The organism is Patulibacter brassicae (assembly GCF_033949425.1).
Taxonomy (GTDB): Bacteria; Actinomycetota; Thermoleophilia; order Solirubrobacterales; family Solirubrobacteraceae; genus Patulibacter; species Patulibacter brassicae.
This window is the reverse complement of record NZ_JAXAVX010000004.1, coordinates 248,873-275,109: the sequence shown is the minus strand read 5'-3', so window position 1 is coordinate 275,109 and position 26,237 is coordinate 248,873. Positions and strand designations below refer to the sequence as shown.

The window sequence follows — 26,237 nt, the reverse complement described above, 5'->3', positions numbered from 1 at the left end:
ACGTGTCACCGTCGCACCGAACGGCCAGCGCGGAACCGTTCGACGCGCCGTCACACGCGGGAGTTACAGCGTTGAGGTCGACACGCTGGAGGGACCGGTCGTTCGCATCGTCCCCGCGCACCGGCTGTCGCGCAGCGACGGTCCGTGACGTCGGCCGCAGCCCGCGCGGCTGCGGCCGGTCGGCCGCAGGTCGAGCGCACGGAACTCGCGTCGCCTTCCCGTCACGCTCGGACCGCCGACCCGGCAGGACGACGAGCCCACCCGGGCCCGACGAACCGCCCGACTCGTGCTTCTTCGTCCGCGGCGCTCGCGAGGGACTGAGCAACAGCTCGGGCCCGGCTGCGGAGACGTCAATCTCACGAGTTCCCTCTGCCGCGAGCCGCGCCACCGGCAGCAGCAGGCGCCGCTCGACGACGCGCTCCAGCTCGCGCACCCGCGGTTCGGGTCGTGGCCCGCCCGGGCGATGACCGGCCGGGCCTCGTCGGCGATCCGCACCCGTAGGTCGGCTGAGCCGCGAGCCAGCGCGGGACGATCGAGTCGCGGACGATCCGCTCGGCGTCCTCCCGCCCGAGCCGGCGGGAGGCGCAGACCGCGTCCATCCGGGCCACGAGCTCCGGGGCGAACACGCCCCGCAGCGCCTTTACAACGCGTCGATGAGCTCCGGCTCCGGAACGCGGATCAGGAACGCCCGGAGCACCTGCTCGGGAGCAAGCGGCATGGGGCAGATCGGTCCGGCCAGCGTCTCGAACCGCGCGGGTACCCGCAGCGGCCGCGGCGTGGGGACGTCGATCTCGTGCCTGTTCCTCGGATCCGCCAAGATCTCGTCGCTCCACCAGGATCGCCAACCTGCGTGCGATCCCGAGTCGGTCATCTCGGTCACGATGCCCCCGCGCGCCCATTGCGACGCGGTAGCGGCGATGACGCATGCGCCGCCCGCGACGACGCCGTGGCGTACCGCCAGAGCGAGCTTCATCACGTCGAAGACGGAATGGCGTATGTCCGTCACCTTCGTCTCGATGGCGATCCGCCGGTCGCCGAAACGCCATTCGATGTCGAACCCGCCCGGGGACCGGTCGAAGTCTTGGATCGCCTGGGTTCCCCCTCCGGTGCGCCGTGCCTCCCCCGGCAGCTCCGCGATGAGCGCTGCTTCGAGAACGCTCTCGAGGAACGCGCCGTCCGACTCTCGCTCCTCCACGACCGTCGCGGTCGCCCGGACGGCGGTCCGCAGCGCGGCCATCACCGGCTCCATACGCCGACGCTACTGCGCGGTCAGGACGCGCCGAGGTACGGCCGACGCGCCGGTCCACCTGAGCATCGCCGGCGCCTTCAAGCCGCTTCGCGCGTCCCCAGTTGTTCCCGCAGCAGCCGCAGCTCCGCGAACCGCGAGCGCAGCGCGGAGGACAGGCGACGGTAGAGCGGGTGGTCGTCGAGCTCGGCGGCGATGAGGTCCGCCAGGCGGAGGTAGTGGTCGAGCTTCGGCAGCACCCGGTCGGCGCCGAAGATCGTCGCGAGGTACGCGACGCCGCGTTCCTCGGCGTCGAGGACGAAGTCCGTCCCGTTGACCGGCAGGTCAGCGCCCTTGAGCGCGACCCCGTCGGGGCCGCCCGTCCGCGCGAGCTCGAGGACCTTCGGCGCCTGCTCCTCGAGCGGGGCCGCCGAGATCTCCAGCGTCTTCGTGACCGCCGCGACGAGCTCCGCGACCTGACCACCGAACTTCTCGCGGATCTCGTTGAGCGTCACGTCGGTGTCGTCGACGACGTCGTGCAGGCAGGCGGCGCACACGACGTGCCGGTCGGCGCCGAGGCCGGCGAGGACCTCCGCGACCTGGACCGGGTGCAGGAGGTACGGGAAGTCGGTGCCCTTGCGCCGGACGCCGCGGTGCGCCTCCTCCGCCAGCCGCAGGGCTGAGCGGTTCTTGCCGGAGACGATCCGGATCAGATCGATCTGCTCCGTCATCGGGTCACCGTAGCCCCGGGGCGGGCAGCCGTCGTCCGTCCGCGGCCGTCACGGCTGCTCCGCGATCCACGCCGCCTCGCGTGCCCGGTCGAGCGGGCCGAGCATCGGGTAGAGCTCCGAACCCACGCTCGCCATGCCCCGCAAGGACGAGCGGCCGTCACCGAGGTCGTTGCGCACGCGGTGGCCGTGGCCGATGCCCCACCACTCACCGTCGGCACCGGCGTTGTCGAGGAGGTCGATGACCTCGCCGAGCGTCGGGATCTCGTCGAACCGGGCGATGTGCGGCTCGAGACCGAGGTCGTCGAAGTCGGTGATCGCGACCGCGAAACCGCCCTCGGGCAGAGGGAACGCCCACAGGTGCTGCGCGCCGCTTCCGCCGACGAAGTCCGCCGACCAGTCGACCCAGGCGAGGGCGTACGCCGGCACCTCGAGGTCCTCCAGGTCATCGGGATCGACCCGCGGGATCCAGGACGGCCACGGTCGGTCCCTTCGCACGAACGGGTACGCCTCCACCGCCTCTGGAGGACCGAGGGTCGGCCGCCACCCCAGCTGCCGCTCGGTCGGCGGCCACGTCACATCCTCGAACGGTTCCTGGTCGTCCGTCATCGTCCTGTTCCTCTCGTCCACACGCCAGGAAGGTCGGGTCCCGACGGTCGATCCTGACAGCGCCGTTGGCGCCCGCCGCCGTGCGCTGCGACCGCGCCCTCCGCCAGCGTGGCGGTCGGGCTGGGCCGCGTCTCGCGGAAGGCGTCGATGGCGGTGAAGCAGAACAGTCCGCCAGACTCCGACCGTGGACGTCGCCGCGATCGACTGGTCCGGGCGCCGGCACGGTGCCGCCCCCTACATCTGGACGGCAGAGGCCCGGGGCGGGCGGCTCGCGCGGCTGTGCAACGGACGCGGACGCGAAGCGGCGATCGACACGGTGGTCGACCGCGCCTCCGACGGCCGGGAGCTGCTCGTCGGGCTCGACTTCTCGTTCCCGTTCCCCGCATGGTGGTGTGCCCAGAACGGCTGGAACGACGGCCCTGAGCCGTGCTGGGTTTGACGGACAGCTGAGTGCGTGGCGCGCGGAGCGCGCCAGCAGGAAGGATGTCCAGCAATGGGACGAGGACGGCAGTACCCGCCGGAGTTGAAGGACCGCTCGATCCGGCTCTGCTTGGAGAGCGAGCGGCCGATCGCGCAGATCGCCGACGAGCTCGGGATCAACAAGGAGACCTTGCGGTCGTGGGTCCGCCAGGCTGAGACGGACGCTCGGGGCAGCAGCCCGGGCGGCCCGGTGACGAGCTCCGAGCGCGAGGAGCTGGCCCGCCTGCGACGCGAGAACAAGGATCTCAAGCGCTCGAACGAGATTTGAAGGCCGCGTCGGTGTTTTTCGCCAAGGAGCTCGACCAGCCCCGCAGGAAGTGACCCGGTTCATCGATGAGCGCCGGGACCGCTTCGGGGTCGAGCCGATCTGTCGAGAGCTCTCGGCATCGCGGGCCGCGTACTACCGCCGGGCGACGGGAGAACGCTCCAAGCGCGCGATCGAGGACGAGGCGCTGCTGGAACGGATCGGGGCGGTGCACGCCGAGAACTACGCCGCGTACGGGTCCCGGCGGATCTGGAAGGCGTTGTCGCGCGACGGGGTGATCGTCGGCCGGGACCGGGTGCGCAGGCTGATGCGTCAGGCCGGCCTGCAGGGCGCGAAGCGGCGCGGGAAGCCGTGGCGCACGACGGTGCCCGATCCGGCCGCGGAGCGGGCGCCGGACCGGGTCGATCGACAGTTCGTCGCGGACGCGCCGGATCGGTTGTGGGTCGCGGACTTCACGTATCTGCGGTGCAGGCAAGGGGCCGGTGTTCTTCAGCTTCGTCCTCGACGTCTACAGCCGCCGGATCGTCGGCTGGCAGTTCGCCGGGCACATGCGCACCGACCTCGTGCTCGATGCGCTGCGGATGGCGCTCGCTGGTCGACAGCACGGTGCGGACGTCGATCTCATTCATCACTCGGACGCCGGATCGCAGTACATGTCCTGGTACTTCACGCAGGAGCTGCAGGACCACCGGGTGCTCGCGTCGATCGGGACGGTCGGCGACGCCTACGACAACGCGATGGCGGAGTCATTCGTCGACACGTTCAAGACCGAGCTGATCGCTGATCGGGTCTGGCAGACGCGCTCGCAGCTCGAGCTCGCGATCGTCGAATGGGTCGGCTGGTACAACCACCGCCGCCTCCACGGAGAGCTCGGCGACGTGCCCCCGGCCGAGTACGAAGCCGCGCGTCTTGGGGCGCTGAGCTCGCCCTCCGGGCTCGCTCAGCGCCCCAAGACGACGACCCCGATCAGCGCAGATTAGATTCACCCAAACCAGACCAAACGCTGTCTCCCAAACCCAGCACGGCTCAACCGTGGGCACAACAACTAGCCCGCGTAACGGCCGACGGCCGTCCGGGGGGCGTTGTGCCCGACGGGGAGCGCGTTCCGACGAGCGGACGTCCCCGGCCCGGCCGTTGGATGCGACCATCGAGGTGTGTCGGCGCCGACCGCTCGTCCCTCGTCGCCCCACGCGACGAGCACGATGAAGGCGAACCGCGGCCGGGACACCGGTCCTGAGCTCGCGATTCGCCGACGCCTGCACGCCGCGGGTCTGCGTTACAGGGTCTCGCCCGCGCTGCGTGTCGGTCCGGGGCGCCCGCTCCGACCCGATGTGGTGTTCGGGCCCGCCCGGGTCGCCGTCTTCGTCGACGGATGCTTCTGGCACGGCTGCCCGATCCACGCCAGTTGGCCAGCGCGGAACGGCGAGTTCTGGCGTCGAAAGATCGAGGACAACCGCAGGCGGGACGCCGAGCAGACCGCTCGCCTAACCGACGCCGGGTGGTCGGTCATCCGCGTGTGGGAGCACGAGGACCCCGACGTCGCCGCCGCAAGGATCTCGTCGGCCGTCGAGGCTCGTCGAGCGAACGTGCGTTCGGCATCCGTCCGGACGGAGAAGTAGCCTCGCGCGGGATGACGTTCCGGGTGGTCGATCTGTTCGCGGGCTGTGGCGGGATGACCCTGGGGTTCGAGGCGACGGGGCGCTTCCGGTCGATCTTCGCCGTCGAGTTCGAGCGCCCCGCCGCCGCGACGTACGCCCGGAACTTCGGCGAGCACGTCGCGGCGAAGCCGATCGAGCTCGTGGAGGAGTTCCCGGCGACCGACGTCCTCATCGGCGGGCCTCCGTGCCAGGGGTTCTCGCCCCTCAACATGCGGGGCGTCGGGCTCGAGCGCCGAGACCTGTGGCGCGAGTATCTTCGAGCACTCGACCAGTCCGCGCCGTCGGTGTTCGTCATGGAGAATGTCCCGGAGCTGCTGCGGTCGGCGGAGTACCTGGCCTTCCGAGAAGCAGCCACGGAGCTGGGCTACCAGGTCGACGGCCGGATCCTGAACGCCGCCGACTACGGGGTCCCGCAGCGGCGTCGGCGGGCCATCGTGATCGGTTCGCGCGTCGGCGACGTCGTCTGGCCCGCCCCGACCCATTCACAGTCCGGAGAGGACGGATCGCCGCGGTGGCGCACGTTCCGCGACGCGGTGGCCGGTCTGCCGCTGGAGCCGGACGGCCACAACTGGCATCGGTCGCGCAACCCCCGCCCGATCAGCATCGAGCGGTACAAGACGATTCCCGGAGAGGGAGAAGGCCGGTTCGATCTGGCGCAACGGCGCCCGGACATCACCCCGGCGTGCTGGCTCCGGAAGCCGACCGGATCGACCGACGTGTTCGGTCGGCTGTGGTGGGACCGGCCAGCGTTCACGATCCGCACCGAGTTCTACAAGCCCGAGAAGGGACGCTACCTCCACCCGAGCGAGCACCGGCCGATCACGCTTCGCGAGGCCGCCCGATGCATGACCTTCCCAGACGAGTTCGCATTCCCGGAGGATCAGGGGATGACGGCCGTCGCCAAGCAGATCGGCAACGCCGTCCCCCCACGCCTCGCCGAACACCTGGCGCAGGCGATCGCCGCGATGCTGGACGCCGGTGACGAGGTCGCGCGCCAAGAGGATCGACAGCTCTCACTGGTCGCCGCCTGAGCCTCCCGCCGGCGTGATTGGCTTCGCGACATGTCGCGACTCGCCGATCTTCGCCGAGACTTTCACCGGGCTCTGCTCGGCGGAATCCTCCATCCGAGAGCGGATTCGAGGCACCGCGACAGCCTCCATGTCTGGACGAACGCGGACAGCTCCAGCTCGCTGAGCGTCGCGCTGGCGGGCGGGGCCGGAGATCGGATCGCCCGAGCGGTGGGTGTCTCCCCCGTCCACCTCGCTGGCCGTGGCGGTTCGTCCGTCGGATCCGAGTTCGAACGCGCAACCCGCGCGTTTCTCGCCGACGCACTCGCCGAGCTTCGGCATCTTCAGGGACGCACGCTCCGCGTCCAGTCGGCGAAGCCGATCTCCGCGTTCGCGCAATACGCCCACCTCGAGGCGGTCCGAGCGATCGTCAAGCAGCACGAGGAGCTCCGCGTCTCGATCGGCGGGGAGTACATCGTCAGGCCGGACATCGTCGTCGCCGTCGAGCCGATCGACGACGACCTGATCAACGAGAAGGCGACCTTCGTCTCCGACGACGTCGGATACCTAAGCCTGCAACGCCGTGGATCGCGTCGGCCCCAGCCGGGACTATCGCTCCATGCCTCGATCTCCTGCAAGTGGACCATGCGCAGCGATCGCGCGCAGAACACCCGCACGGAGGCCCTCAACCTGATCCGGTCCCGCAAGTCCCGTCTGCCGCATATCGTCGCCGTGACGATGGAACCGTTGCCATCGCGTTTGGCGTCTATCGCCCACGGGACCGGTGACGTGGACTGCGTGTACCACGGGGCGCTCTACGAGCTCCTGGACACGGCCCGAGAGGTCGGCGGCTTCAGCGAGCTTCTCACCATGGTCGACGGGGGCCGGCTCCGAGACATCTCGGACCTTCCGCTCGATCTACTCGCCTGACTCGCGCGACGGCCCGCCAGATCGTCGAGCGCAGGGGTCCGTGCCCAGCACGCTTCTCGGCGGCGCCCGCCCGCTTGATACGAGCGTCTGCGCGGCGCACTCCCGCCGAGCGACCGGCGGCCCCCTCCGAGGCATTCATCCAGGACTAGGCGGTCCGGCCCACCGCTCTAGAAGACGACCCTTCGCGTCAGAACCTCTTGCGGCTCGTCAGCTAGGGCCGACCAGCGCTCGGCTGAACCTGAACTGGAACCGGCTTTCCGGCGGTCACGGGAATGGGATCCGGCTTGGGAGGCTGGCTGAACCCGATTGCGAGCAGACCATCGAGACCGAGAACAACCTCGCAGAGGCAAAGGGCGGGCCTCCGCAAACCAACCAGACGGTCGCCCGTGAGGGCGGCGCTCGAATGCCGTCCTCTAGACCTTGTCGGGCCGTTGCTTCCCGACTCGGCCGACGCGCGCTCACCGCGCGTGGCGTACTGCCCCATCGTCGCCTCAGCGCTCAAACCACGACCTTCCGCTGCACGACCCGGCACCGCTCCGATCCAGGACGACGATCAGCGTCCGGGGCGGCCGGCCCGCGTCGTCGGGGTGCTTCGGCGCCTCGATCTCCAGCAGGACGGAGACCTCGTCGTCGGACTCCACGGCGACGCAGTCGACGTCGAGCAGCGCGTTGAACTTCATGGCGGACCTCCCGGTCATGAGCGGGGCCGATCCCCGCCGCACGTGAGGGGAGCCGCGCGCCGCGCCGTGGATCTGACACGGCGCGGCCCGCTTCGTGCCTCAGCGGGACGTGACCGCAGCGCGGAGCGCCCGCTGGTCCGCCTCGAACGCGTCGCCGGCCCCGCGCGTCACGGCACGGGTTTGGCCCTTGGCCGGGGCGCAGATCGCCTGGACCCGGATGTTCTCGAGGACGATGCTCCGATCGTTGATGACCGCCCCACCGACGAACGTGCCGTAGCGGTTGACGAACGCGACCCTTCCGATGCTCGCGCTGAAGCCGGTCCCGACCACGGTGTGGCCGGCCGGGCAGTGGGCGCGGAGGTCGGAGGTGATGTCCCCGGGCGCGATCGCCTGCGGCGGGGACTCGACGACCGTCACCCCTTCCAGGGCTCCCGCGGGGCTGGCAGGGCCCGCGGGTCCTGCCGGGCCGGCGGGACCTGACGGACCACGATCGCCGCGCAGACCACGCGCCGACGGCCGGAGGTCCTCCCGGCCGATCGAGCCGTTGCGGATGTCCTGTCCGGTGACCGTGCCGTTCTTGATCTGCTTGCCCGTGATCATCGCCGCCGCGGTCGCCGTGCCGCCGCCGACGGCGACGACGAGCGCCAGCACGCTGAGCACCATCGCCGGGGTGTTCCTGAAGCGCTGCATCCCATCCTCCGTTCGGCACCGGAAGGACCACCCCGCCGGTGCGCGACCCGAGTCGTCGCGAGCGGTTCGAACCTGACGCGGCCCGCTGCCGAATCGCGACGAGAACCGGGACGGCGGGGCGACGCGTCAGACTGCGACGCCGCGTGTTCGCCGTCCTCCAGAACCCCAAGGTCGCCGTCAGCGTCACGTTCGTCGCGGCGATGTTCATGTCGATCCTCGATACGACGATCGTCAACACGGCGCTGCCGACGATCGCGCGCGAGCTCGACGCGTCGCTGTCCACGACCGGCGTCGTGGCGACGGGCTACCTCGTCGCGGTGGCGGTCGTCATCCCGGCGTCGGGGTGGCTCGGGGACCGGTTCGGGGACCGGCGGGTGTTCCTCATCGCGCTCGCGCTGTTCGCGGGGGCCTCGGCGCTCTGCGGGATCGCCTCGACGCTCGGGCAGCTCGTCGTCTTCCGGGTGCTGCAGGGCATCGGGGGCGGGATGCTCGTGCCCGTCGGCATGACCCTGATGTTCCGGACCTTCCCGCAGGCCGAGCGCGTGCGGGTCAGCCGGCTGATCATGATCCCGACGGCGATGGCGCCCGCCCTCGGGCCGGTGCTCGGCGGGCTCATCACCGACCACCTCGCGTGGGAGTGGGTCTTCCTCGTCAACGTGCCGATCGGGCTGGCCGCGCTGCTCTTCGGGCTGCGCTTCCTGCCGCGGGACGCCCCCGTCGACGCGGGACGCTTCGACGCGCCCGGGCTCGTGCTCGCCGGCGTCGGGCTCGGCGCGCTCATGTACGCGGTGAGCGAGGGGCCGTCGCGCGGGTGGGGCTCGCCCGAGATCGTCGGCTTCGGCAGCGCCGGCCTCGTGCTGCTCGCGGCGTTCGTGGCGTGGGAGCTGCGATCCCCGCACCCGATGCTCGACCTGCGGCTGCTGCGCACGCCGATCTTCCGCCGGTCGATCCTCGTCATGGTGCCCGCGACGGCGGGGTTCCTCGGCCTGCTCTACGCGTTCCCGCAGCTCCAGCAGGAGGCCCTCGGCCGCACCCCGACGACGAGCGGCCTGCTGACCTTCCCCGAGGCGATCGGCGTGATGCTCGGCTCGCAGGTCGTCGCGCGGCTCTACCCCATCGTCGGGCCGCGACGCGTGATGCTCGTGGGAGCCAGCGGTGTCGGGGCGATGGCGCTCGCGCTGACCCTCGTCGATGCCGGCACGTCGGACGTCCAGGTCGTCGCGACGATGCTCGTCTTCGGCTTCTCGATGTCGGCGGTCTTCCTGCCGGTCCAGTCGGCGGGGTTCGCCCAGACGAGCGCGGCGGAGACGGGGCAGGCCTCCGCGCTCTTCAACGCGCTGCGCCAGGCGTCGGCCGCCGCGGGCGTGGCGACGCTGGCCACCGTCATCGCCGTCGTCGGACCGGGCGTGCCGACCGGCGCGCCCGGCGGCACCGGCGACCTGGACCCGTACCACGCGGCGTTCGTCGCGACCGCCGTCCTGATGGCCCTCGCGGCGGTCCTCTCGTTCTGGATCCGGGACGAGGACGCCGCGTCGACGATGGTCCGCGACCGGCACTGACGCGGGCCGACGCCGACCCCGGCCGCCGCGGGTGAGCAGCTCGACGGCCGAGCACCTGCTCCTCGACGCCTCCGCCCTCGTCGAGCTCGTGGTGGCCGGCCGCCACCGGGACGCCGCCGAGCGGCTGCTGCGCCGGATCGCGCGCGACCCGCACCTCGTGCTCATCACGGCCGCGCACGGGCTCGTCGAAGCCACCAACGCGCTCCGTGGGCTCGTCCGGGACCGCCACCTGAGCAGCGAGCAGGGACGGGCGGCGGTCGGCTGGCTCCGCGATCTCGACCTCGTGCTCGACCCGTCGGGCCCACGGCTACCGCGCATGTAGGAGCTCCGCGACCGGATGAACGCCTACGCCGCGAGCGCCGAGGCGCTCGGCCCGCCGCTCACCACGACCGACGAGCGGCTGCTCCGTGCCTGTGCGGACGCCGGCATCGAGGCGGTCGCGCTGCCCGCTCGCGCATGACCGCGCAAGGCGTCCCGTCGGCGTCCATGGCGCCCGGACGGACCGCTCCAGGACGCGGCGACCGGTCGCGCGACGCGCAGGCACCTCAGAACGAGGACTTGCTCTCGAGCTCGCCGGTGGTGACGTCGAAGCAGAACTGGTAGGCGGGCAGCAGCTCGCCCTTGCGCCCGTAGTAGACGCAGGTCGAGCCCACCGGCTCGTCGAGGCCGTCGATCTCGGTCGACCACTCGTCGGCGCTCGCCGGCTCGCCGAGGGCGGCCTCGACCTCGGACCGCGTCGCTCCTCGGCGGATCTCGCGGTACTGCTGCTGCGTGATCGCGGTGCGGTCGCTCTCCTCCTGCACGTCGTCGGCGGCGCTGCCGATGAGCGCGGCACAGCCGACGATCAGCACGGTGCACCCGAGCACGATGCTCAGGGCGATCTTCACGACGGTCTTCACGGGATGGTCCTCCGGACCCGGCGCGCCGGCCGGGCGCGAGGCGGGCGGGGGCGCGCTCCGGCTCCCGCACCGGCGAGGTCGTCGGGCGTCGCGCGGTTCTGACGCGGTCCTCCCGCGACGCGCCGGGACGGCGTCTACGCTGAGCGCGATGGGCGGGCCGATCACCGACGTTCCGGACGCGATCGACGCGGCGCTCGAGGTCCGCGCCCGCGCCGGCATCCCGCCCGAGGACCCGCTGCCGTGCGTGCTGCGCCTCGCGGAGGAGGAGCTCGGCGTCCACGTCGTCGTCGCGAAGGACCTGCCGCCCGGGACGTCCGGCTTCTACCTGCCGCGCCCCGACGCCCGGCCGCTCGTCGCGGTGAACGGCGCCCACCACGTCGTGCGGCAGCGGTTCACGGTCGCGCACGAGGTCGGCCACCACGTGCTGCGCCACGGCGCCGCGCCCCGCGTCGTCCGCGCCCCGGTGCCGATCGGACCGGCGACGCTCGACCCCGGAAGCTCCGGCGCGACCTCCTCCGTCCCGACGCCCGTCCCGGGGACACCCGCCGCGACGCGCCCCGCCGACACGGCCGCGGCCGGGGGGACGGCGGAGGTGCTCGTCCCCTACCGCCCCCCGCGCAGCACGGACCCCCGCGAGCGCGCCGCGAACGCCTTCGCCGCCGAGCTGCTCTGCCCCGCCGCCGGGGCCCGCGCGGCCGCCGTCGCCCACGCGGCGCAGCCCGGGGTCGTCGACTTCGACCTCGTGGTGCGGATCTCCGCCGTGTTCGGCCTCTCGGCCGCCTCGGTCCTCGCGCGGCTCGAGACGGCCGAGGTGCTGACCGATCCGCTGCCCCGCGCCGCGTTGCAGGAGCGCGTCGTGCGCAGCGAGCACGTGCCGCGCTACGGCGAGCTGGGACTGGGCGTGCTGGAGGACGAGCTCGAGGCGATCCGTCGCGCCGGGGTCCTGCCGCGCCTGCCCGAGGGCGTCGACGGCGACCTGCTCCTGACGGTCACGGCGCCGTCGAGCCCGACGATCGCCGTCGACCCCACGGTCCGCCGGTTGCGCGAGCTCCTCGGCCTGCCGGCCTGACGCCGGAGCGGGCCGCCGGTCAGCCGCCGAGGAGGAGGTCGTCGAGCTCGTCCCGCTCGCCGGAGCGCTCCGGCGGCGCGGCCGGCGCGGGCGCCCGGGACGCCGCGAAGTCGGCCAGGACGTCGGCGAGCTCGTCCGCCGAACCGGGGTCGGCACGGAACAGCGCGGCGGGCGCGCTCGCCGCGGGGGCCGGAGGTGCCAGGGCGGCCGCGGCGGTGCCGAGCAGCTCGGCCAGTCGCGTGGTCGCGCGGAGCGAGACGCCGGACGCGGGCCGCTCGCCGCGCTCCAGGTCGTCGAGCAGGCGCGCAGCGCGCTCCTCGCGGCCGTGGAGGCCGAACGACGCCGCGAAGCGCGCGCCGAGCTCGGTGATCGAGACCTCCGCGCGCTCGCGCGCCGCGCGCAGGCGAACGCCCCACGCCTCCGGCGACGGCGGGCCGAGCGCGTCGACGAGCGCAGCGGCCCGGGCGAACGCGGGATCGTCGTCGAGCTCCGCCCGGCGCGCGTCGCTCGGCGCCACGGCGGGCGCCGCGAGCGCGAACGTCTCGAGCATGTCGGCGAGCTCGTCGCGCTCGGCCGAGTCCGCACGCGCGAGGAACGCGACGGCGTCGGGCGCCCCGCCGGCGTGCCACGCCTGCACGTACTCCTCGTAGAGCTCGTCGATCCGGGCCGTCATCGCAGCTGGTCCTCCAGCAAGCCTTGCAGCTGGACCAGGCCGCGGCGGTTGCGCTGGTAGACGTTCGCGACGGAGATGCCGAGCCGCTGCGCGATCTCCGCCGCGGGCTCGCCACCGGCCATCGCGAGGAAGACCTCGCGCTTGTCCTCGTCCATCGCGGCGAACGCCTCGTCCAGGACCGCGCGGTCGACCACCCGGTCGAGGGTGTCGACGACGAGCGCCGAGGCCTCCGCGTCGAGCCGGCCGCCGACCCCGGGGGTCTCGTCGTCGCCCCGGTCGTCGAAGGACCCGGCGCGGCGCCGGTCCTCGTCGATGTGCGCCCGCAGGTGGTCGAGGAACGCGTACTTCGTCGCCTGCAGCAGGAACGCGCGCAGCTCGCCGATCGACTCGCCCTCGAAGTGGAGCTTGTCGATGAGCCGGACGACGACGGCCTGGGCGAGCTCGTCGACCTCCTCCGGCGTCAGGTGGCCGTTCGGCAGGGCCGGGCTGCGGCGCGCGGCGGCGAACGCCCGGATGCGGGACCACTCCGACGCCAGCAGGTCGCGCCAGGTGCTGCGCATCAGCGCCTCGTCCCCGCGGCGCCGGGCCCGCACGAACGCGCGGAGCTCCGGGGAGCTCGCGTCGCGCGCGACGGGATCGGTCGATGGTCGAGCCATGCGGGGACGGGATCCGGCGCGCGGGCCGCGCCGGAGAGGCGGAGCCTAGCGCGCCATCCGGGCGGCTCGACGTCGATGCGGGAAGGGTGGTCGACCATGGTCTCCAGCGACAGCGACGGTCGCCGTCGGACTCCGGTCGCTGCGCGCAGCCCCGATCTGACGACCGGATCGGCGCGGCCCGCCTCTCGGCGCGCGACGCGATCGGTCCAACGATTCGGCACCGCGCCGGCACGCTCCGGGGGTGGATCCGTCACCGGCACGGCGGGGACGCTCGCCGGACCGATGGACGGCCCCGAGCACCGGAACTACGATGAACCGCACGATGTCGGCCCCGATCGCGGCGCGCTTCACGCGCGACGAGTACCTGCGCCTGCCGGAGTCGCCGCCGGGCGTCCGGTACGAGCTGCTCGACGGTGAGCTGGTCACGATGAACGACCCGCTGCCGGTGCATCAGCTCGCCGTCCAGCAGCTCCTGCTCGCGCTCGCCTCGTGGTGCCGGAGCCCCCGCGGCCACGGACTGGTCCTGCTGCCGATCGACACCGAGGTCGGCGAGACCTCGATCCTGGGCCCCGACCTGCAGTGGTACGACGGTGCGCGGGAGCTGCCGTCGCGGGCCGAGCGGCCGTGGCCGGTGGGCGATCTCGTCGTCGAGGTCGCCTCGCCGTCGACGGCCCGCTACGACGCTGAGGTGAAGCTCTCGCGCTATCTCGCCGCCGGCGCCCGCGAGGTCTGGCTCGTGCGCACCGACCCACCGGGGGCGCGGCTCGTGCGCGGCGGCGGCGCGTCGTCGGAGGACGTCGGGTCCGACGGGACGCTGCGCTCGCCGCTGCTGCCCGGCTTCGAGCTGCCGCTCGCCGACGTGCTGCGGTGATCCGGGGCCGCGACCGCGGGACCGCCCGCCGATCCCCATGCGGAGCGCCTCGCCCCCGGCGCGCTAGGTTCGGCGGGCGGCGTCCGTCAGACCGGCGGGCCCGCGAACGACCGCTGACCCGTGCTGCTGCTGCACCGCTCCCATCACGCCGCCGCGCTGGCCGAGGCGCTGGCCGGCGTGCTCGCGGTGCCGCAGGCGGATCCGTTCGCGCGGGACGTCGTCGGGGTGCCGACGCGCGGGGTCGAGCGGTGGCTGACGCAGACGCTCGCCGCCCGGCTCGGGGCGCGGCCGGGGCGGGCCGACGGGATCCTCGCCGCGGTCGAGTTCCCGACGCCGCGCCAGCTCGTCGACGCCGCCCTGGTCGCGACCGGCGGCCGGGCGCGCCGGGGCGACCCGTGGAGCGCCGACCGGCTGCGCTGGCCGCTGCTGGAGGTCGTCGACGCGCACCTCGACGCCCCGTGGCTGGCGATCCTCGCCCGGCACCTGCGCGCGACCGGCGAGACCTCCGCGCCCGCGCGCGCGGGAACGCCCGCCGCGGCGGGCGCCGCTCCGCCGCACCGCCGGCTGCTCGCGGTCCAGCACCTCGCGCGGCTCTTCGACCGCTACGCGCTGCACCGGCCGGCGATGCTCCGCGCCTGGGCGGCCGGGAACGACGTCGACGCCGAGGGCGAGCCCCTGCCCGATGCCGTCGCGTGGCAGGCCCCCCTCTGGCGCGCGCTGCGCGAGCGGCTCGGCGTGCCGAGCCCCGCCGAGCGGCTGCCGGAGGTCCTCGCCGCGCTGCGCGACGACCCGACGCTCGTCGACCTGCCGCCCCGCCTGTCGCTCTTCGGCCTGACGCGCCTGCCCGCCGCGCAGGTCGCCGTCCTGCGCGCGCTCGCCGTGCACCGCGACGTCCACCTGCTCCTGCTGCACCCCTCGCCCGCGCTCTGGGACGCCGTCGCGGGGAGGCTCGCCGAGACGGGCGTCGTCACGGACCCGGCATCCGCGCTCGACGCCGGCACCGCGACGGCTCCCATCGGCGACACGGGGCTCCTGCGCCGGGACGACCCGACCGCGCCGCTCCCCGCGCACCCGCTGCTCGCCTCGTGGGGCCGCGACGTGCGCGAGCTCCAGCTCGTCGCGACGCCGGCCGACGGGGACGCCCTGCACGGCAGCGCGCCGCAGGGCGCGTCTCGCACCGACGCGGGCTCCTCGCCCGCGGACGTCCCGACCGCGCCGGGCGGCGCCCCGCACGCGCAGCCCCCCACGGTCCTGCGCCGCCTCCAGGCCGCGATCCACGCCGACGAAGCGCCGCCCGGCGTCCCGATCGGGCGGGCACCGGACGCCCGACCGGTCCTCGACCCCGGCGACCGGTCGATCGAGGTCCACGCCTGCCACGGCCGCGCGCGGCAGGTCGAGGTGCTGCGCGACGCGCTGCTGCACCGGCTCGCCGCCGATCCGACGCTCGAGCCGCGCGACATCGTCGTGCTCTGCCCCGACATCGAGGCGTTCGCGCCGCTCGTGAAGGCGACCTTCGACGCGGGGCCGGCGACCGGGTTCGCGGACGACGGCGCCGAGGCGGACGGGCTGCCGCGGCTGCGGGTGCGGCTCGCCGACCGCGCCGTCCGGCAGACGAACCCGCTGCTCGGGACGATCGAGCGGCTGCTCGAGCTCGGCGACGAGCGGCTCACCGCGTCGCAGGTGCTCGACCTCGCCGACCGCGGCCCGGTCCGGCGGCGGTTCGGGTTCGACGACGACGCGCTCTCGCGGATCGAGGGCTGGATCCGCGAGTCCGAGGTCCGCTGGGGCCTCGACCGGCCGCACCGCGCGCGGTTCGGGCTCGGGTCGATCGACGTCGCCACCTGGCGGCGCGGCCTCGACCGGCTGCTCACGGGCGTGGCGCTGACGGAGGACGCCCGCACGCTCGTCGGCGGTCCCGGTGGGGCGCTGCCCGTCGACGACGTCGGCTCGACCGACATCGACCTCGCCGGCCGGCTCGCCGAGCTGCTGGACCGGCTCGAGGCGATCGTCGAGGACCTCGCCCGTCCGCAGACGATCGCCGGCTGGACCCGCACGATCGCCGACGCCGCCGACGCGCTCTGCGCCACGAGCGACGACGACGCCTGGCAGCGCGCCGAGCTCGACCTGCTGCTCGACGACCGGGTCCAGGAGGCGGCGAGCGACCCGCACCCCGGCGACAGCGCCGGCGTGTCGGACGCGGTCGGGCCGGCGAGCTCCGCCCGACACGCGATGGACGGCTCGTCCGCCCCGGCGGCACGGACCGTCACGAGCGACGCGTCCCCGGGCGGCCACGACGCGCTCCTGACGCTCGCCGAGGTCCGGGCCCTCATCGCCGAGCACCTCCAGGGGCGCCCGACCCGGGCGAGCTTCCGGACCGGGCACCTCACCTTCTGCACGCTGCAGCCGATGCGGTCGGTCCCGCACCGCGTCATCTGCCTGCTCGGCCTGGACGACGCCGCGTTCCCGCGCGAGGCGCCGCGCGACGGCGACGACCTCGTCCGCGCGACCCCGCACGTCGGCGACCACGACGGGCGCTCCGAGGACCGCCAGATGCTGCTCGACGCGCTGATGGCCGCCGACGACGCGCTCATCGTCACGTACACCGGTCGCGACGAGCGCACGAACGTCGTCCGGCCGCCCGCGGTCCCCGTCGGCGAGCTGCTCGACGCGATCGACGCGACCGTCCGGCCCGCCGCCGCCGACGACGACGCCGGCGGTCCGGCCCCGGCCGCGCCGCGGCTCCTCGCGCGCGCCCGCGAGCAGCTCGTCGTCGACCACCCGCTCCAGTCGTTCGACCCGCGGAACTTCCAGCGCGGGGCCGACGGGCGACCGCCGCTGGGCTTCGACCGGATCGCGCTCGAGGGCGCCCAGAGCCTCGCCGGGCTGCGCGCCGGGCGGCACCGCCTCGTCGGGATCGGCGGGTCCGGCGACGACCGTGGGCTCGACGAGCCGCTGCCCGCGGTGCCGGAGCCGGTGATCGCGCTCGACGACCTCGTCCGCTTCTTCGAGCACCCATCGCGCGCGTTCCTGCGCCAGCGGCTCGGCGTCGTCCTCCCGCGCGAGGACGAGGAGGAGAGCGACGAGCTGCCGACCGAGCTCGACGGGCTCGGCGGCTGGGCGGTCGGCGAGCGGCTGCTGCAGGCGGTGCGCTCCGGGACGCCGGGCCACCTGGCGCTCGAGGCCGAGCGCGCCCGCGGCGCCCTCCCCCCGGCCGAGCTCGGCGAGCACGCGCTGACGCGGATCCAGAAGGAGGCCCAGACGCTGTCGGGCTGGGCGAACGAGCTGCTCGGCCCGCCCGGTCCACGCAGCTCGCTCGACGTGCGCGTGGAGCTGCCCGGCGGGCGGCGGATCGGCGGCACGGTCGCCGGGCTCGACGGCGACGTCCTGCAGGCCGTCTCCTACTCGCGGGTGGCGCCGAAGCACCGGCTCGCCGCCTGGGTGCGGCTGCTCGCGCTCACCGCGTCGCACCCCGACCGCGAGCTGCGCGCGATCACGCTCGGCCGCAGCCGCCGTGGCGCCCCGCGACGCGCCACCGCGACGATCGCCCGGATCCCGGTGCTCGGCGTCGACCCCGAGGAGCGGCGGGCGGCGGCGCTCACGGCGCTCGCGGTCCTCGTGGACCTGCGCGACCGCGGCCTGCGCGAGCCGCCGCCGCTCTACTGCCAGACCTCGGCCGCGTACGCCGCGGCGGCCGTCGAGGGGCTGGACCCGGCCGTCGAGGCGAAGCCGGTCTGGGAGAGCGGCTGGGGCCGGTTCGGCCGGATCGAGCGCGAGGACGCCGATCGCGAGCACCAGCGGCTGCTGCGCGGCGCGGTGCCGTTCGGGACCGTCGCGGCCGCGCCCGCACGCGCCGACGAGTCCGGCGACGGCTGGGACGAGCGCCACCCGTCCCGCCTCGGTCGCTGGGCGCTGCGCACCTGGAGCGGCCTGCTCGCCGTCGAGGAGCTGGAGGACGCGTGAGCGAGCCCGAGCAGCCCTCGCTCTTCGACGCGCTCGGCGAGCCCGAGCCGCCGGCCGCGCCCACGAAGGCCGCCCGGAGGACGCCGGCCCGGCCGGCCGCCGACGTCCCGGAGCAGCCGACGCTCGGCGAGGCCCCGCCGTCGTCCGACGACCCGGCGCCGTCCGCCCCCGGCCCCGCCGCGGCCGAGACGGCCGAGGAGGCTCGCGACGCCCCCGGAGGCGGGCAGGTGCCGGTACGGGAGACGATCGAGGCCTCCGGCGCCCCCGACCCCCGAGCATCGGCGGACGACGCCGCCGGCCACCCCCCCGCAACGCCCGCAGGGGTGACCGACGTCGTCGCGGCCCCGCCGGCGACCGATGCTCCGTTCTCCGACGGACCGCCCCCGTTGGACCCGGGCGACATGGGCGAGGCGGTCCTCTCGTTCGACGCGGCGCCCGACGCCGCGTCCGCTTCGGCACCGCCCCCGACACCACCGCGTTCCGCGCGCCCGAAGCCGTCCGCGGCGCCGTCGCGCCAGGAGGAGCTCGGCGCCGCGGTCTTCGGCATCGACCAGCCGCTGCCGCGCGGCGTCGCGGTGCTCGAGGCGAGCGCGGGCACCGGCAAGACGTTCACGATCGCCGGCCTCGCCGCGCGGTACGTCGCCGAGGGGCTGCCGCTGGAGCAGCTGCTCGTCGTGACGTTCACCCGGATGGCGACGAGCGAGCTGCGCGATCGCGTGCGCGACCGGCTCGTGCGCAGCGAGCGGGTGCTCGCCGCGTGGCTCGCGTCCACCGCGGGCGCAGACGACCGCGCCGACGCACCGGTCGCCGACCTGGCGCGCCGGCGCACCGACGACGCGATACCCGACGACGACGACGCTCCCGCCGGCCTCGTCCTCGACGACGTCGAGCGGGTGCTCGTCGACGCGCCACGCGCGACGGTCGAGGACCGTCGCCGACGGCTCGCCCGGGCGGTGGCCGACTTCGACGCGGCGACGCTCACGACGATCCACAGCTTCTGCCAGGAGGCGCTCGACAGCCTCGGCTTCCTCGGCGACGTCGAGCGCGGGTTCACGCTCGTCGAGGACCCGAGCGATCTCGTCGAGCAGGTCGTCGGCGACCTCTACCTGCGCCGCTTTCACGTCCGCCGCGCCGCCGACCCGTCCGGGAGCTGGCCGCCGCTGGACCGCGATGAGGCGCGCCGGATCGTGCGCGCCGCCGTCGAGCACCCCGCCGCGGTCATCGTCCCCGGGCCGGACTCCCCCGACCCGCGGGCGGCGATGCGCGCCCGCCTGGCCCAGGCGGCGCGCGACGAGCTCGACCGGCGCAAGCGCGAGGCGTCGATCCTCACCTACGACGACCTGCTCACGCGCCTGCGCGACGCGCTGCGCGGTCCTGGCGGCGAGGACGTCGCGGGCCGTCTGCGCGCGCGCCATCGCGTCGTGCTCGTCGACGAGTTCCAGGACACCGACCCGATCCAGTGGGAGATCATGCGGCGCGCGTTCGCCGACGAGGACGGGCCGTCGGACGTCGCCGGATCGCCGGCCGCCGCACGGGATCCCTCGCGCACGTCCGTCGAGGTCGAGGCCGCCCGCGAGTCGTCGCACGGCTCGCAGATCGCGCGGGCGCTCGTGCTGATCGGCGATCCGAAGCAGGCGATCTACGCCTTCCGCGGGGCCGACGTCTACGCGTACCTCGACGCGGCCCGGATCGCCGAGCGCCGCACGCTGCGCACGAACCACCGCAGCGACGGGCCGCTCCTGCGCGCGCTCGAGCGGCTGTTCCGCGCCGCGCGGCTCGGGCACGAGGAGATCGTCTTCCGGCCGGTCGACCCGGCGCCGCACCACGACCGCGCCCGGCTGCGGGGCGCCGGCAGCTCGCCGCTGCAGGTGCGCGTGCTGGACCGCGAGACGGTCGAGCGGACCCGGACGGGCTTCGCCGGGGCGCCGGCGTCGCGCGAAGCCGTCGCGAAGGACCTCGCCGCCGACGTCGTCGCGCTGCTGGAGTCCGGCGCGACGCTCGAGGAGCAGGACGGCGCCGAGCGGCCGGTCCGGCCGGGCGACGTCGCGGTCCTCGTGCGGACGAACCTCGACGCCGAGCGGATCCGCGCGGCGCTCCAGGCGGTCGACGTGCCCGCGGTCATCGCGGGCGCCGGCTCGGTCTTCGCGACGCCCGCCGGCCGCGACTGGCTCACGCTCCTCGAGGCGCTGGAGCGCCCGAACGCCCCGACCCGCGCCCGCGCGGTCGCGCTGACCCCGTTCCTCGGCTGGTCGCTGCAGCAGGTCGCGCTCGCGACCGACGCCGAGTGGGAGCGCGTCCACGAGCGGCTGCACCGCTGGGCGGCGACGCTGCGCGACGCCGGGGTCGCCGCGCTCCTGCAGCAGCTGACCGTCGGCGAGCGGCTGCCCGGGCGCGTCCTCGGCCAGGACGACGGCGAGCGGACGCTCACCGACCTGCGCCACATCGGCCAGCAGCTCCACGCCGCGGCGACCGACGACCACCTGGGGATCGCGGCCCTCGTCGTCTGGCTGCGCCGGCGGATCGCCGAGGCCGGTCGCGAGGGCGACGAGGAGCGCACGCGGCGGCTGGAGTCCGACGCCGCCGCCGTCCAGGTCCTGACGATCCACCGCAGCAAGGGCCTCGAGTTCCCCGTCGTCTACTGCCCGACGCTCTGGGAGTCGGGCCGCGTCGACGAGCGTCCCCACCCGATCCTCTTCCACGATCCCGACCAGGGCTGGCGCTACACGCTCGACGTCTCGATGCAGAGCGGCGCCGATCAGACGCCGCCCGGGCGGCGCGAGGCGATCGAGCTCCGCGGCGAGGAGCTGCGCCTGGCCTACGTCGCCCTCACACGCGCGCGGCACCGCGCCGTGACCTGGTGGTGCGGGGCGTTCCCGGCGCGCGACGCGCCGCTCTCGCGGCTGGCGTTCGACCAGGCGCCCGACGGCGACGTGCCGACGACCGGCCGGCGCACCCCGACCGACAGCGACGCCCGCAGCCGGTTCGCCGCCCTCGCGCCGCGCGGCGAGGACGGCGCGCCGCCGCTGATCGAGGTCGTCCCCGTCCGGGCGCCCGACCTGCCGCGCCGCTGGCAGGCCGGCGCGGAGCACCACGACGCGCTCGAGGCGGCCCGCTTCGACCGAACCCTCGACGACGCGTGGGGCCGCAGCTCCTACAGCTCGATCGTGGCCGCCGCCCACGACGCGCCGCAGGTCGGCAGCGAGCCGGAGCTCGGGCTCATGGACGACGAGGGCGTCGTGCCGGCCGAGGACGCCGCCGAGCTGCTCGTCGACGACGGACCGCCCTCCGATGGTGCCGTGCCGCCCGTCGGCGACGCCGCCTCGTCCGGCACGGACCAGCCCGGCCACGACGGCCCGCAGCCCGACGGTGCGGCACCGACCGTGGACCCACGGGAGGTCGTCTCGCCGATGGCCGACCTGCCCGGCGGGCGCCACGTCGGCACGCTCGTCCACGACGTGCTCGAGGCCGCCGACTTCGCGGCGCCGGACCTCGAGGCCGAGCTCGCCGAGCACGTCGGTCGCGCGATCGACCGGCGCCGTGTCGACGTCGGCGACCCGGACGCGCTCGTCGCCTCGCTCGCCGGCGTCCTGCGGACGCCGCTCGGCCCGCTGGTGGACGACCGCTCGCTGTCGACCCTGCGGCGCGGCGACCGGCTCGACGAGCTGACCTTCGAGCTGCCGCTCGTCGGCGGCGAGGATCCGACGGGCGCCCTGCGCCCCGCGGCCATCGCGGCGCTCCTGCGCGAGCACGTCCCGCCGGGCGACCCGCTCGAGGGCTACGCCGACCGGCTCGACGACCCGCTGCTGGCGACGACCCTGCGCGGCCACCTGACCGGCTCGATCGACCTCGCGCTCCGCCTCGCGACCGACCTCTCGGGGCCCGTGGAGGACCATGCCGGCGCCGGACGGCCGCGGTACGCGATCGTCGACTACAAGACGAACCGCCTCGGCGAGCCGGACCGGCCGCCGACGGCGTGGGACCACCGCCCCGCCGTGCTGCGCGCCGAGATGCACCGGACGCACTACGCGCTGCAGGGCCTGCTCTACAGCGCCGCGCTGCACCGCTTCCTGCGCTGGCGCGACCCGGGATACGACCCCGACCGCGACCTCGCGGGCGTGCTCTACCTCTTCGTCCGCGGGATGTCGGGGCCCGACACGCCGCGGGTCGACGGCGTGCCGTGCGGCGTCTGGTCCTGGCGCCCGCCGGCGGGCCTCGTGCCGGCCCTCAGCGACCTGCTCGACGAGGCGGCGGCATGAGCATCACCTCCCGTCCGGCCCCCGACACCGCAGGCGACCCGGTGAACCCCGCCGTCCTCGCCCGCGCGACCACATGAGCGACCTGGACCCCGCTGCCCCGACGGCGGCCCGCGACGCGACGGCGGGTGCTCCCGTCGTCCCGGCCGGCGGACTGGCCGAGGTGCTCGCGCGCGACGACCCGCGCCGCGCCCGCCGCGCGACCGGGCTCCTCGGCACGTTCAACGCCGCCGGAGTGCTCATCGCCGCCGACGTCCACGTCGCGCGACGGCTCGGCGCGCTCGTCGACGAGACGCGCGAGACCGTCCTGCTGGCCTGCGCGCTCGCGGTCCGTGCGCCGCGCGTCGGGCACGTCTTCAGCGACCTGCGGACCGTCGCGGGGACGACGATCGTCGAGAGCGAGCAGACCGTCGACCTCTCGACGCTCCCGTGGCCCGATCCGGACGCGTGGCTGCCCGAGGTCGCCGACAGCCCGCTCTGCGCCCGCGGCGAGGACGCGCCGGAGCGCCGGCCGCTGCGGCTCGTCGGCGACCGGCTCTACCTCGACCGCTACTGGGCCGAGGAGCGTCAGGTCGCCGAGGACCTGCGCGCGCTCGACGTCGACGCCGCTGGCGTGGACCCGGCCGTGCTCGCCGACGGCGTCGCCCGGCTCTTCGCTCCGGCGACGCGGGCCGCAGGCAGCGCCCGGGAGACCCGAGACCCGACCGGGGGCGCGACGCCCCCGGACGACGTCGCGCCCGGCGCCGAGCCGCCGGCCGCGACCGCGATCGAGCGCGACGACCTGCAGGCGCGGGCGGCGGCGACCGCCGTGCGCCGGCGCCTCGCCGTCGTCGCCGGCGGTCCGGGCACGGGCAAGACGACGACCGTCGGGCGGCTCGTGGCCCTGCTGCTCGAGCAGGCCGAGGCCCGCGGCGACCAGCCGCCGCTGATCGCGCTCGCGGCCCCGACCGGCAAGGCCGCCGCGCGCCTGCAGGAGGCGCTGCGCGAGGCCGCGGCGCACCTCGACGTCGACCCGGCGGTGCGGACCCGGATCGCCGAGCTCTCCGCCTCGACGGTCCATCGGCTGCTCGGCTGGCGGCCCGGGTCGCAGAGCCGCTTCCGCCACCACCGGGCCAACCGGCTGCCGCACGACGTCGTGATCGTCGACGAGAGCTCGATGGTGTCGCTGTCGCTCATGGCGCGCCTGGCCGAGGCGGTCCGCCCGGACGCGCGACTCGTGCTCGTGGGCGACCCCGGCCAGCTCACGTCCGTCGAGGCCGGCGCGGTGCTCGGCGACGTCGTCGCCAGCGGGCTGACCGGCACCGTCGAGCTGCAGCGCGTGCACCGCTACGGCGGCCGGATCGGGCGGCTCGCCGACGCGATCCGTCGCGGGGACGGCGACGCGACGATCGCCGCCCTGCGCGAGGACGGCGACGAGGTCCGCTGGCTGCCGGTCGACGTCGAGGTCGCCGCGCCCGCGGCGCTCGCCGAGGTCCGGGACGCCGCGGTCGCCGCCGGCGGGGCGGTGCTCGGCCGGGCCCGCGCGGGCGACGGCGCCGGCGCGCTGCGGGCCCTCGGCGGCTTCCGCCTGCTCTGCGCCCACCGTCGCGGACCGCACGGCCAGCGCGCCTGGCGCGGTCGCGTCGAGCGGTGGCTCCGCGAGGGCCTCGCGTCGTTCGATCCGACCGGCGAGTGGTACGTCGGGCGCCCCCTGCTCGTGACGGAGAACGACGAGGCGCTGCGGCTCTACAACGGCGACACCGGCATCGTCGTCGCCGGGGCCGACGGCGGGGTGGCCGCGGCGTTCGAGCGCGGCGGGGGCGTCGTGACGCTCGGCCCGGGACGCCTCGGCGCCGTCGAGACGGTCCACGCGATGACGATCCACAAGAGCCAGGGCTCCCAGTTCGCGACGGTCGCGGTCGTCGTCCCGCCGGCGAGCTCGCCGATCCTCACCCGCGAGCTGCTCTACACCGCGGTCACGCGCGCGTCCGAGCGGGTGCTCGTCGTCGGTCCCGAGGACGCCGTGCGCGCCGCCGTCGCCCGCCCCGCGGCCCGCGCGTCGGCGCTGCGCGAGCGACTCACGGCCGACGGCTGACGCCCCCCGTCCCGACGACGCGAGTCACCCAGGACCCGAATCCCGGTCCCGAACGACTCGAGTCACCCAGGACCCGAAACCCGGTCCCGAACGACTCGAGTCACCCAGGACGCGAAACCCGGTCCCGAACGACTCGAGTCACCCAGGACGGTGCGGCGGGCGGACCCCGGCGAGCCACGCGATCGCCGGCGCGGACGTGGCAGGATCGACTCGTGGCCTCCCCGTCCGATCCGGTGCGCATCGATCGCTGGCTCTGGGCCGCGCGGTTCTTCAAGACCCGGCCGCTCGCGGTCGACGCGATCAACGCCGGGCACGTGCGACGCGACGGGCAGCCGGTGAAGCCGTCGCGGCTCGTGGCGCCGGGCGACCAGCTGTCGATCGTCGTCGGGCAGCAGCGCTTCCACGTCGAGGTCCGCGCGACGGCGCAGCGTCGTGGACCCGCGTCCGAGGCCCGGACCCTCTACGTCGAGCACGAGGCGAGCCGCGCCGAGCGCGAGCGGCTCGCCGAGCAGCGGCGGCTCTCGGCCCCGATCGGGCACGACCTCGGCCGCCGGCCGACGAAGCGGGACCGTCGCCGGCTCGAGCAGGCCCGACGCGAGCCGCCGTCCTTCGGCGACGAGCCCCGGGACGGCTGACCGCCGCGCGTGACTCAGCCGCTGAACGGCGAGGAGCAGAGCGAGCTCGCGCCGCTCCACCGGTACCAGCGGCCGTAGCGGCCGCCCGGCTTCTGCACCGCCCGGAACTTCAGGCTCCGGTACGCCAGCCGGGTCGACCCGGGGCAGCGCCCGAGGCGGTAGGCCTTGAGCTGCACCCGGCCGAGCGTGCGGTAGTAGCCGCCGGCCGGCCGGTAGATCGGCATCTTGCCGGTGCCCCGCGCGAGGCTCCCGCCCCAGCCGGTCCACCGGATCTGCCGGACGGAGCCCGACGGGGCACCGCCGTTGAAGATCTCGCGCGGCTTGACGGTCCCCCAGCCCTCCCCGCCGTTCGGGGCGAACGCCGCCGAGCCGAGAACGGGCGCGTCGGCGGCGCCGGCGCCGGCCGGAACGAGGAGGCCGGCCGCGACGCACGCGACCGCGAGACGCGGGAAGGCGGGAGGACGCATGCTCCGACCGTACCCACGGCGTCCCGGCTGGACACCGACCTCTCACGGACGGTTCACGGCCCGCGCGGCGACGCGCCAGGACCGCCGCGTCGTCCCCGGGGGCGTGGGGGCCGGCAGCGCCGGGACCCCGCCGGGACGTCGCGTCCCGGCGGACGGGTGCGGACCGGATCGGCGATGCCGTCGGGACGGCTCCGACGACCGACTAGTGTCGCGGCGACGGGCGCGACCCCGCCCCGGTGCTCTCACACGACAAGGAGGAAGGCCATGCCCGCGAAGGGACACGCCGAGTGGAACGGCGACCTGAAGTCCGGATCCGGGACGTTCACGGCCGGCGACTCGATCGACGGCGCGTTCTCGTTCAAGTCGCGGTTCGAGGAGGGTCCGGGAGCGAATCCCGAGCAGCTCATCGGCGCCGCGCACGCCGCGTGCTTCTCGATGGCGTTCTCCAACGCGCTCTCCGAGGCCGGGCACGTGCCGGACTCCGTCGTCACCGACGCCGTCGTGACGCTGCGGCTGCTCGACGACGGCCCCACGATCACGAAGATCGCGCTCACGACGACCGGCAAGGTCCCGGGCATCGAGGACGCGCAGTTCCAGGAGATCGCCGCCGCTGCGAAGGCCGGCTGCCCGGTCTCCAAGGCGCTGGCCGGCGTCGGCGAGATCACGCTCGAGGCGACGCTCGCCTCCTGAGCCACGCCGGGGGCCGGGCGTCCGACCCGGGACGTCCGGCCCGGTCCCGGTCGCCGTCGCGATCGCGTGCTCCGGCACGTGGTCGTCCTCGCCACCGTCGCGGTGGCCGACGCGACGAGCCGGAACGCGGCCGGTCGTGCTCCGCGACGGTCCGGCGGG

The 26,237-nt window shown here is 75.1% G+C and carries 25 protein-coding genes, 1 pseudogene and 1 other annotated feature; of the genes and pseudogenes, 17 read left to right on the top strand and 9 right to left on the bottom strand.

The genetic code is table 11. The features are described 5' to 3' along the window. Window positions 1–640: 640 nt before the first annotated feature. The 3 genes from SK069_RS10790 to SK069_RS10780 form a co-directional block, all read right to left on the bottom strand. On the bottom strand, window positions 641–1,237 hold the full coding sequence (locus SK069_RS10790) for a hypothetical protein (RefSeq protein WP_319954235.1): 597 nt from the start codon (window positions 1,235–1,237) through the stop codon (window positions 641–643). Between the two features lie 89 nt (window positions 1,238–1,326). Beyond that, complete coding sequence (locus tag SK069_RS10785) at window positions 1,327–1,956, bottom strand: HD domain-containing protein (RefSeq protein ID WP_319954234.1); 630 nt, start codon at window positions 1,954–1,956, stop codon at window positions 1,327–1,329. A 48-nt stretch (window positions 1,957–2,004) separates the two neighbouring features. Then, window positions 2,005–2,562: a hypothetical protein gene (locus tag SK069_RS10780; RefSeq protein WP_319954233.1), complete on the bottom strand. Its 558-nt coding sequence runs from the start codon at window positions 2,560–2,562 to the stop codon at window positions 2,005–2,007. A 184-nt stretch (window positions 2,563–2,746) separates the two neighbouring features. Here SK069_RS10780 and SK069_RS10775 point away from each other — a divergent pair, with 184 nt between their 5' ends. The 7 genes and pseudogenes from SK069_RS10775 (at window position 2,747) to SK069_RS10750 (ending at window position 6,902) form a co-directional block, all read left to right on the top strand. After that, the gene (locus SK069_RS10775; RefSeq protein WP_319954232.1) at window positions 2,747–3,001 is read left to right on the top strand and encodes a hypothetical protein; all 255 of its coding nucleotides are present in this window, start codon (window positions 2,747–2,749) and stop codon (window positions 2,999–3,001) included. Between the two features lie 54 nt (window positions 3,002–3,055). Next, complete coding sequence (locus SK069_RS10770; protein ID WP_319954231.1) at window positions 3,056–3,310, top strand: transposase; 255 nt, start codon at window positions 3,056–3,058, stop codon at window positions 3,308–3,310. A gap of 10 nt (window positions 3,311–3,320) precedes the next feature. After that, window positions 3,321–3,438, top strand: a sequence feature (AL1L pseudoknot). Next, a pseudogene (locus SK069_RS20275) lies at window positions 3,360–3,638 on the top strand (IS3 family transposase); the annotation flags it as partial. (Overlaps the previous feature by 79 nt.) Window positions 3,639–3,789: 151 nt before the next feature. Then, window positions 3,790–4,287, top strand: coding sequence for an integrase core domain-containing protein (locus tag SK069_RS10765; RefSeq protein ID WP_319954230.1), 498 nt, complete (start codon window positions 3,790–3,792; stop codon window positions 4,285–4,287). A gap of 222 nt (window positions 4,288–4,509) precedes the next feature. Next, a complete protein-coding gene (locus tag SK069_RS10760; RefSeq protein WP_319954229.1) occupies window positions 4,510–4,926 on the top strand; it encodes a very short patch repair endonuclease in 417 nt (138 codons plus the stop codon). Between the two features lie 11 nt (window positions 4,927–4,937). Beyond that, the gene (locus SK069_RS10755) at window positions 4,938–5,996 is read left to right on the top strand and encodes a DNA cytosine methyltransferase (protein ID WP_319954228.1); all 1,059 of its coding nucleotides are present in this window, start codon (window positions 4,938–4,940) and stop codon (window positions 5,994–5,996) included. A 30-nt stretch (window positions 5,997–6,026) separates the two neighbouring features. Beyond that, window positions 6,027–6,902 (top strand): NgoMIV family type II restriction endonuclease, encoded by an 876-nt coding sequence (locus tag SK069_RS10750; protein WP_319954227.1) that lies wholly within the window; start codon window positions 6,027–6,029, stop codon window positions 6,900–6,902. Between the two features lie 491 nt (window positions 6,903–7,393). Here the strand turns inward: SK069_RS10750 and SK069_RS10745 are convergent, their stop codons facing one another. Together SK069_RS10745 and SK069_RS10740 are read right to left on the bottom strand one after the other, a co-directional pair. Beyond that, a complete protein-coding gene (locus tag SK069_RS10745) occupies window positions 7,394–7,582 on the bottom strand; it encodes a hypothetical protein (RefSeq protein WP_319954226.1) in 189 nt (62 codons plus the stop codon). Window positions 7,583–7,681: 99 nt separating this feature from the next. Further along, window positions 7,682–8,272 carry a hypothetical protein gene (locus SK069_RS10740; RefSeq protein ID WP_319954225.1) on the bottom strand — a complete coding sequence of 197 codons (591 nt, stop codon included), beginning with the start codon at window positions 8,270–8,272 and terminating at the stop codon, window positions 7,682–7,684. 143 nt (window positions 8,273–8,415) lie between these two features. Between SK069_RS10740 and SK069_RS10735 the strand changes: the two genes are divergently transcribed. Genes SK069_RS10735 through SK069_RS10725 form a run of 3 tightly spaced genes read left to right on the top strand, consistent with a single transcriptional unit; the run spans window position 8,416 to window position 10,291 of the window. Further along, the gene (locus SK069_RS10735) at window positions 8,416–9,831 is read left to right on the top strand and encodes a DHA2 family efflux MFS transporter permease subunit (RefSeq protein WP_406628280.1); all 1,416 of its coding nucleotides are present in this window, start codon (window positions 8,416–8,418) and stop codon (window positions 9,829–9,831) included. A gap of 31 nt (window positions 9,832–9,862) precedes the next feature. Next, on the top strand, window positions 9,863–10,153 hold the full coding sequence (locus SK069_RS10730; protein WP_319954223.1) for a type II toxin-antitoxin system VapC family toxin: 291 nt from the start codon (window positions 9,863–9,865) through the stop codon (window positions 10,151–10,153). Window positions 10,154–10,168: 15 nt separating this feature from the next. Next, a complete protein-coding gene (locus tag SK069_RS10725) occupies window positions 10,169–10,291 on the top strand; it encodes a hypothetical protein (RefSeq protein WP_319954222.1) in 123 nt (40 codons plus the stop codon). Window positions 10,292–10,376: 85 nt separating this feature from the next. On the opposite strand, the gene SK069_RS10720 is transcribed toward SK069_RS10725, so the two are convergent. Beyond that, a complete protein-coding gene (locus SK069_RS10720) occupies window positions 10,377–10,730 on the bottom strand; it encodes a hypothetical protein (RefSeq protein WP_319954221.1) in 354 nt (117 codons plus the stop codon). 148 nt (window positions 10,731–10,878) lie between these two features. Here SK069_RS10720 and SK069_RS10715 point away from each other — a divergent pair, with 148 nt between their 5' ends. Continuing rightward, window positions 10,879–11,799, top strand: coding sequence for an ImmA/IrrE family metallo-endopeptidase (locus SK069_RS10715; RefSeq protein ID WP_319954220.1), 921 nt, complete (start codon window positions 10,879–10,881; stop codon window positions 11,797–11,799). Between the two features lie 19 nt (window positions 11,800–11,818). On the opposite strand, the gene SK069_RS10710 is transcribed toward SK069_RS10715, so the two are convergent. Both SK069_RS10710 and SK069_RS10705 read right to left on the bottom strand, forming a co-directional pair. Next, entirely contained in the window at window positions 11,819–12,472 is a 654-nt protein-coding gene (locus SK069_RS10710; protein WP_319954219.1) for a hypothetical protein, read from the bottom strand. Further along, window positions 12,469–13,128, bottom strand: a complete 660-nt coding sequence (locus tag SK069_RS10705; RefSeq protein WP_319954218.1) for an RNA polymerase sigma factor — start codon at window positions 13,126–13,128, stop codon at window positions 12,469–12,471. Before SK069_RS10705 ends, SK069_RS10710 begins: the two co-directional genes overlap by 4 nt. A 322-nt stretch (window positions 13,129–13,450) precedes the next feature. Here SK069_RS10705 and SK069_RS10700 point away from each other — a divergent pair, with 322 nt between their 5' ends. The 5 genes from SK069_RS10700 (at window position 13,451) to SK069_RS10680 (ending at window position 24,921) form a co-directional block, all read left to right on the top strand. Further along, entirely contained in the window at window positions 13,451–13,999 is a 549-nt protein-coding gene (locus SK069_RS10700) for a Uma2 family endonuclease (protein ID WP_319954217.1), read from the top strand. A 120-nt stretch (window positions 14,000–14,119) separates the two neighbouring features. After that, on the top strand, window positions 14,120–17,959 hold the full coding sequence (locus tag SK069_RS10695) for an exodeoxyribonuclease V subunit gamma (protein WP_319954216.1): 3,840 nt from the start codon (window positions 14,120–14,122) through the stop codon (window positions 17,957–17,959). Beyond that, the gene (locus SK069_RS10690; protein WP_319954215.1) at window positions 17,956–22,215 is read left to right on the top strand and encodes a UvrD-helicase domain-containing protein; all 4,260 of its coding nucleotides are present in this window, start codon (window positions 17,956–17,958) and stop codon (window positions 22,213–22,215) included. The genes SK069_RS10695 and SK069_RS10690 overlap by 4 nt, the downstream gene beginning before the upstream one ends. Window positions 22,216–22,288: 73 nt before the next feature. Further along, window positions 22,289–24,286 (top strand): exodeoxyribonuclease V subunit alpha, encoded by a 1,998-nt coding sequence (gene recD, locus SK069_RS10685; protein ID WP_319954214.1) that lies wholly within the window; start codon window positions 22,289–22,291, stop codon window positions 24,284–24,286. A 212-nt stretch (window positions 24,287–24,498) separates the two neighbouring features. Further along, a complete protein-coding gene (locus tag SK069_RS10680) occupies window positions 24,499–24,921 on the top strand; it encodes an RNA-binding S4 domain-containing protein (RefSeq protein WP_319954213.1) in 423 nt (140 codons plus the stop codon). 14 nt (window positions 24,922–24,935) lie between these two features. Here SK069_RS10680 and SK069_RS10675 read toward each other — a convergent pair whose 3' ends face one another. After that, window positions 24,936–25,388, bottom strand: a complete 453-nt coding sequence (locus tag SK069_RS10675) for a hypothetical protein (RefSeq protein WP_319954212.1) — start codon at window positions 25,386–25,388, stop codon at window positions 24,936–24,938. A gap of 264 nt (window positions 25,389–25,652) precedes the next feature. Here SK069_RS10675 and SK069_RS10670 point away from each other — a divergent pair, with 264 nt between their 5' ends. Further along, a complete protein-coding gene (locus SK069_RS10670; protein WP_319954211.1) occupies window positions 25,653–26,078 on the top strand; it encodes an OsmC family protein in 426 nt (141 codons plus the stop codon). The last annotated feature ends 159 nt before the right edge of the window (window positions 26,079–26,237 follow it).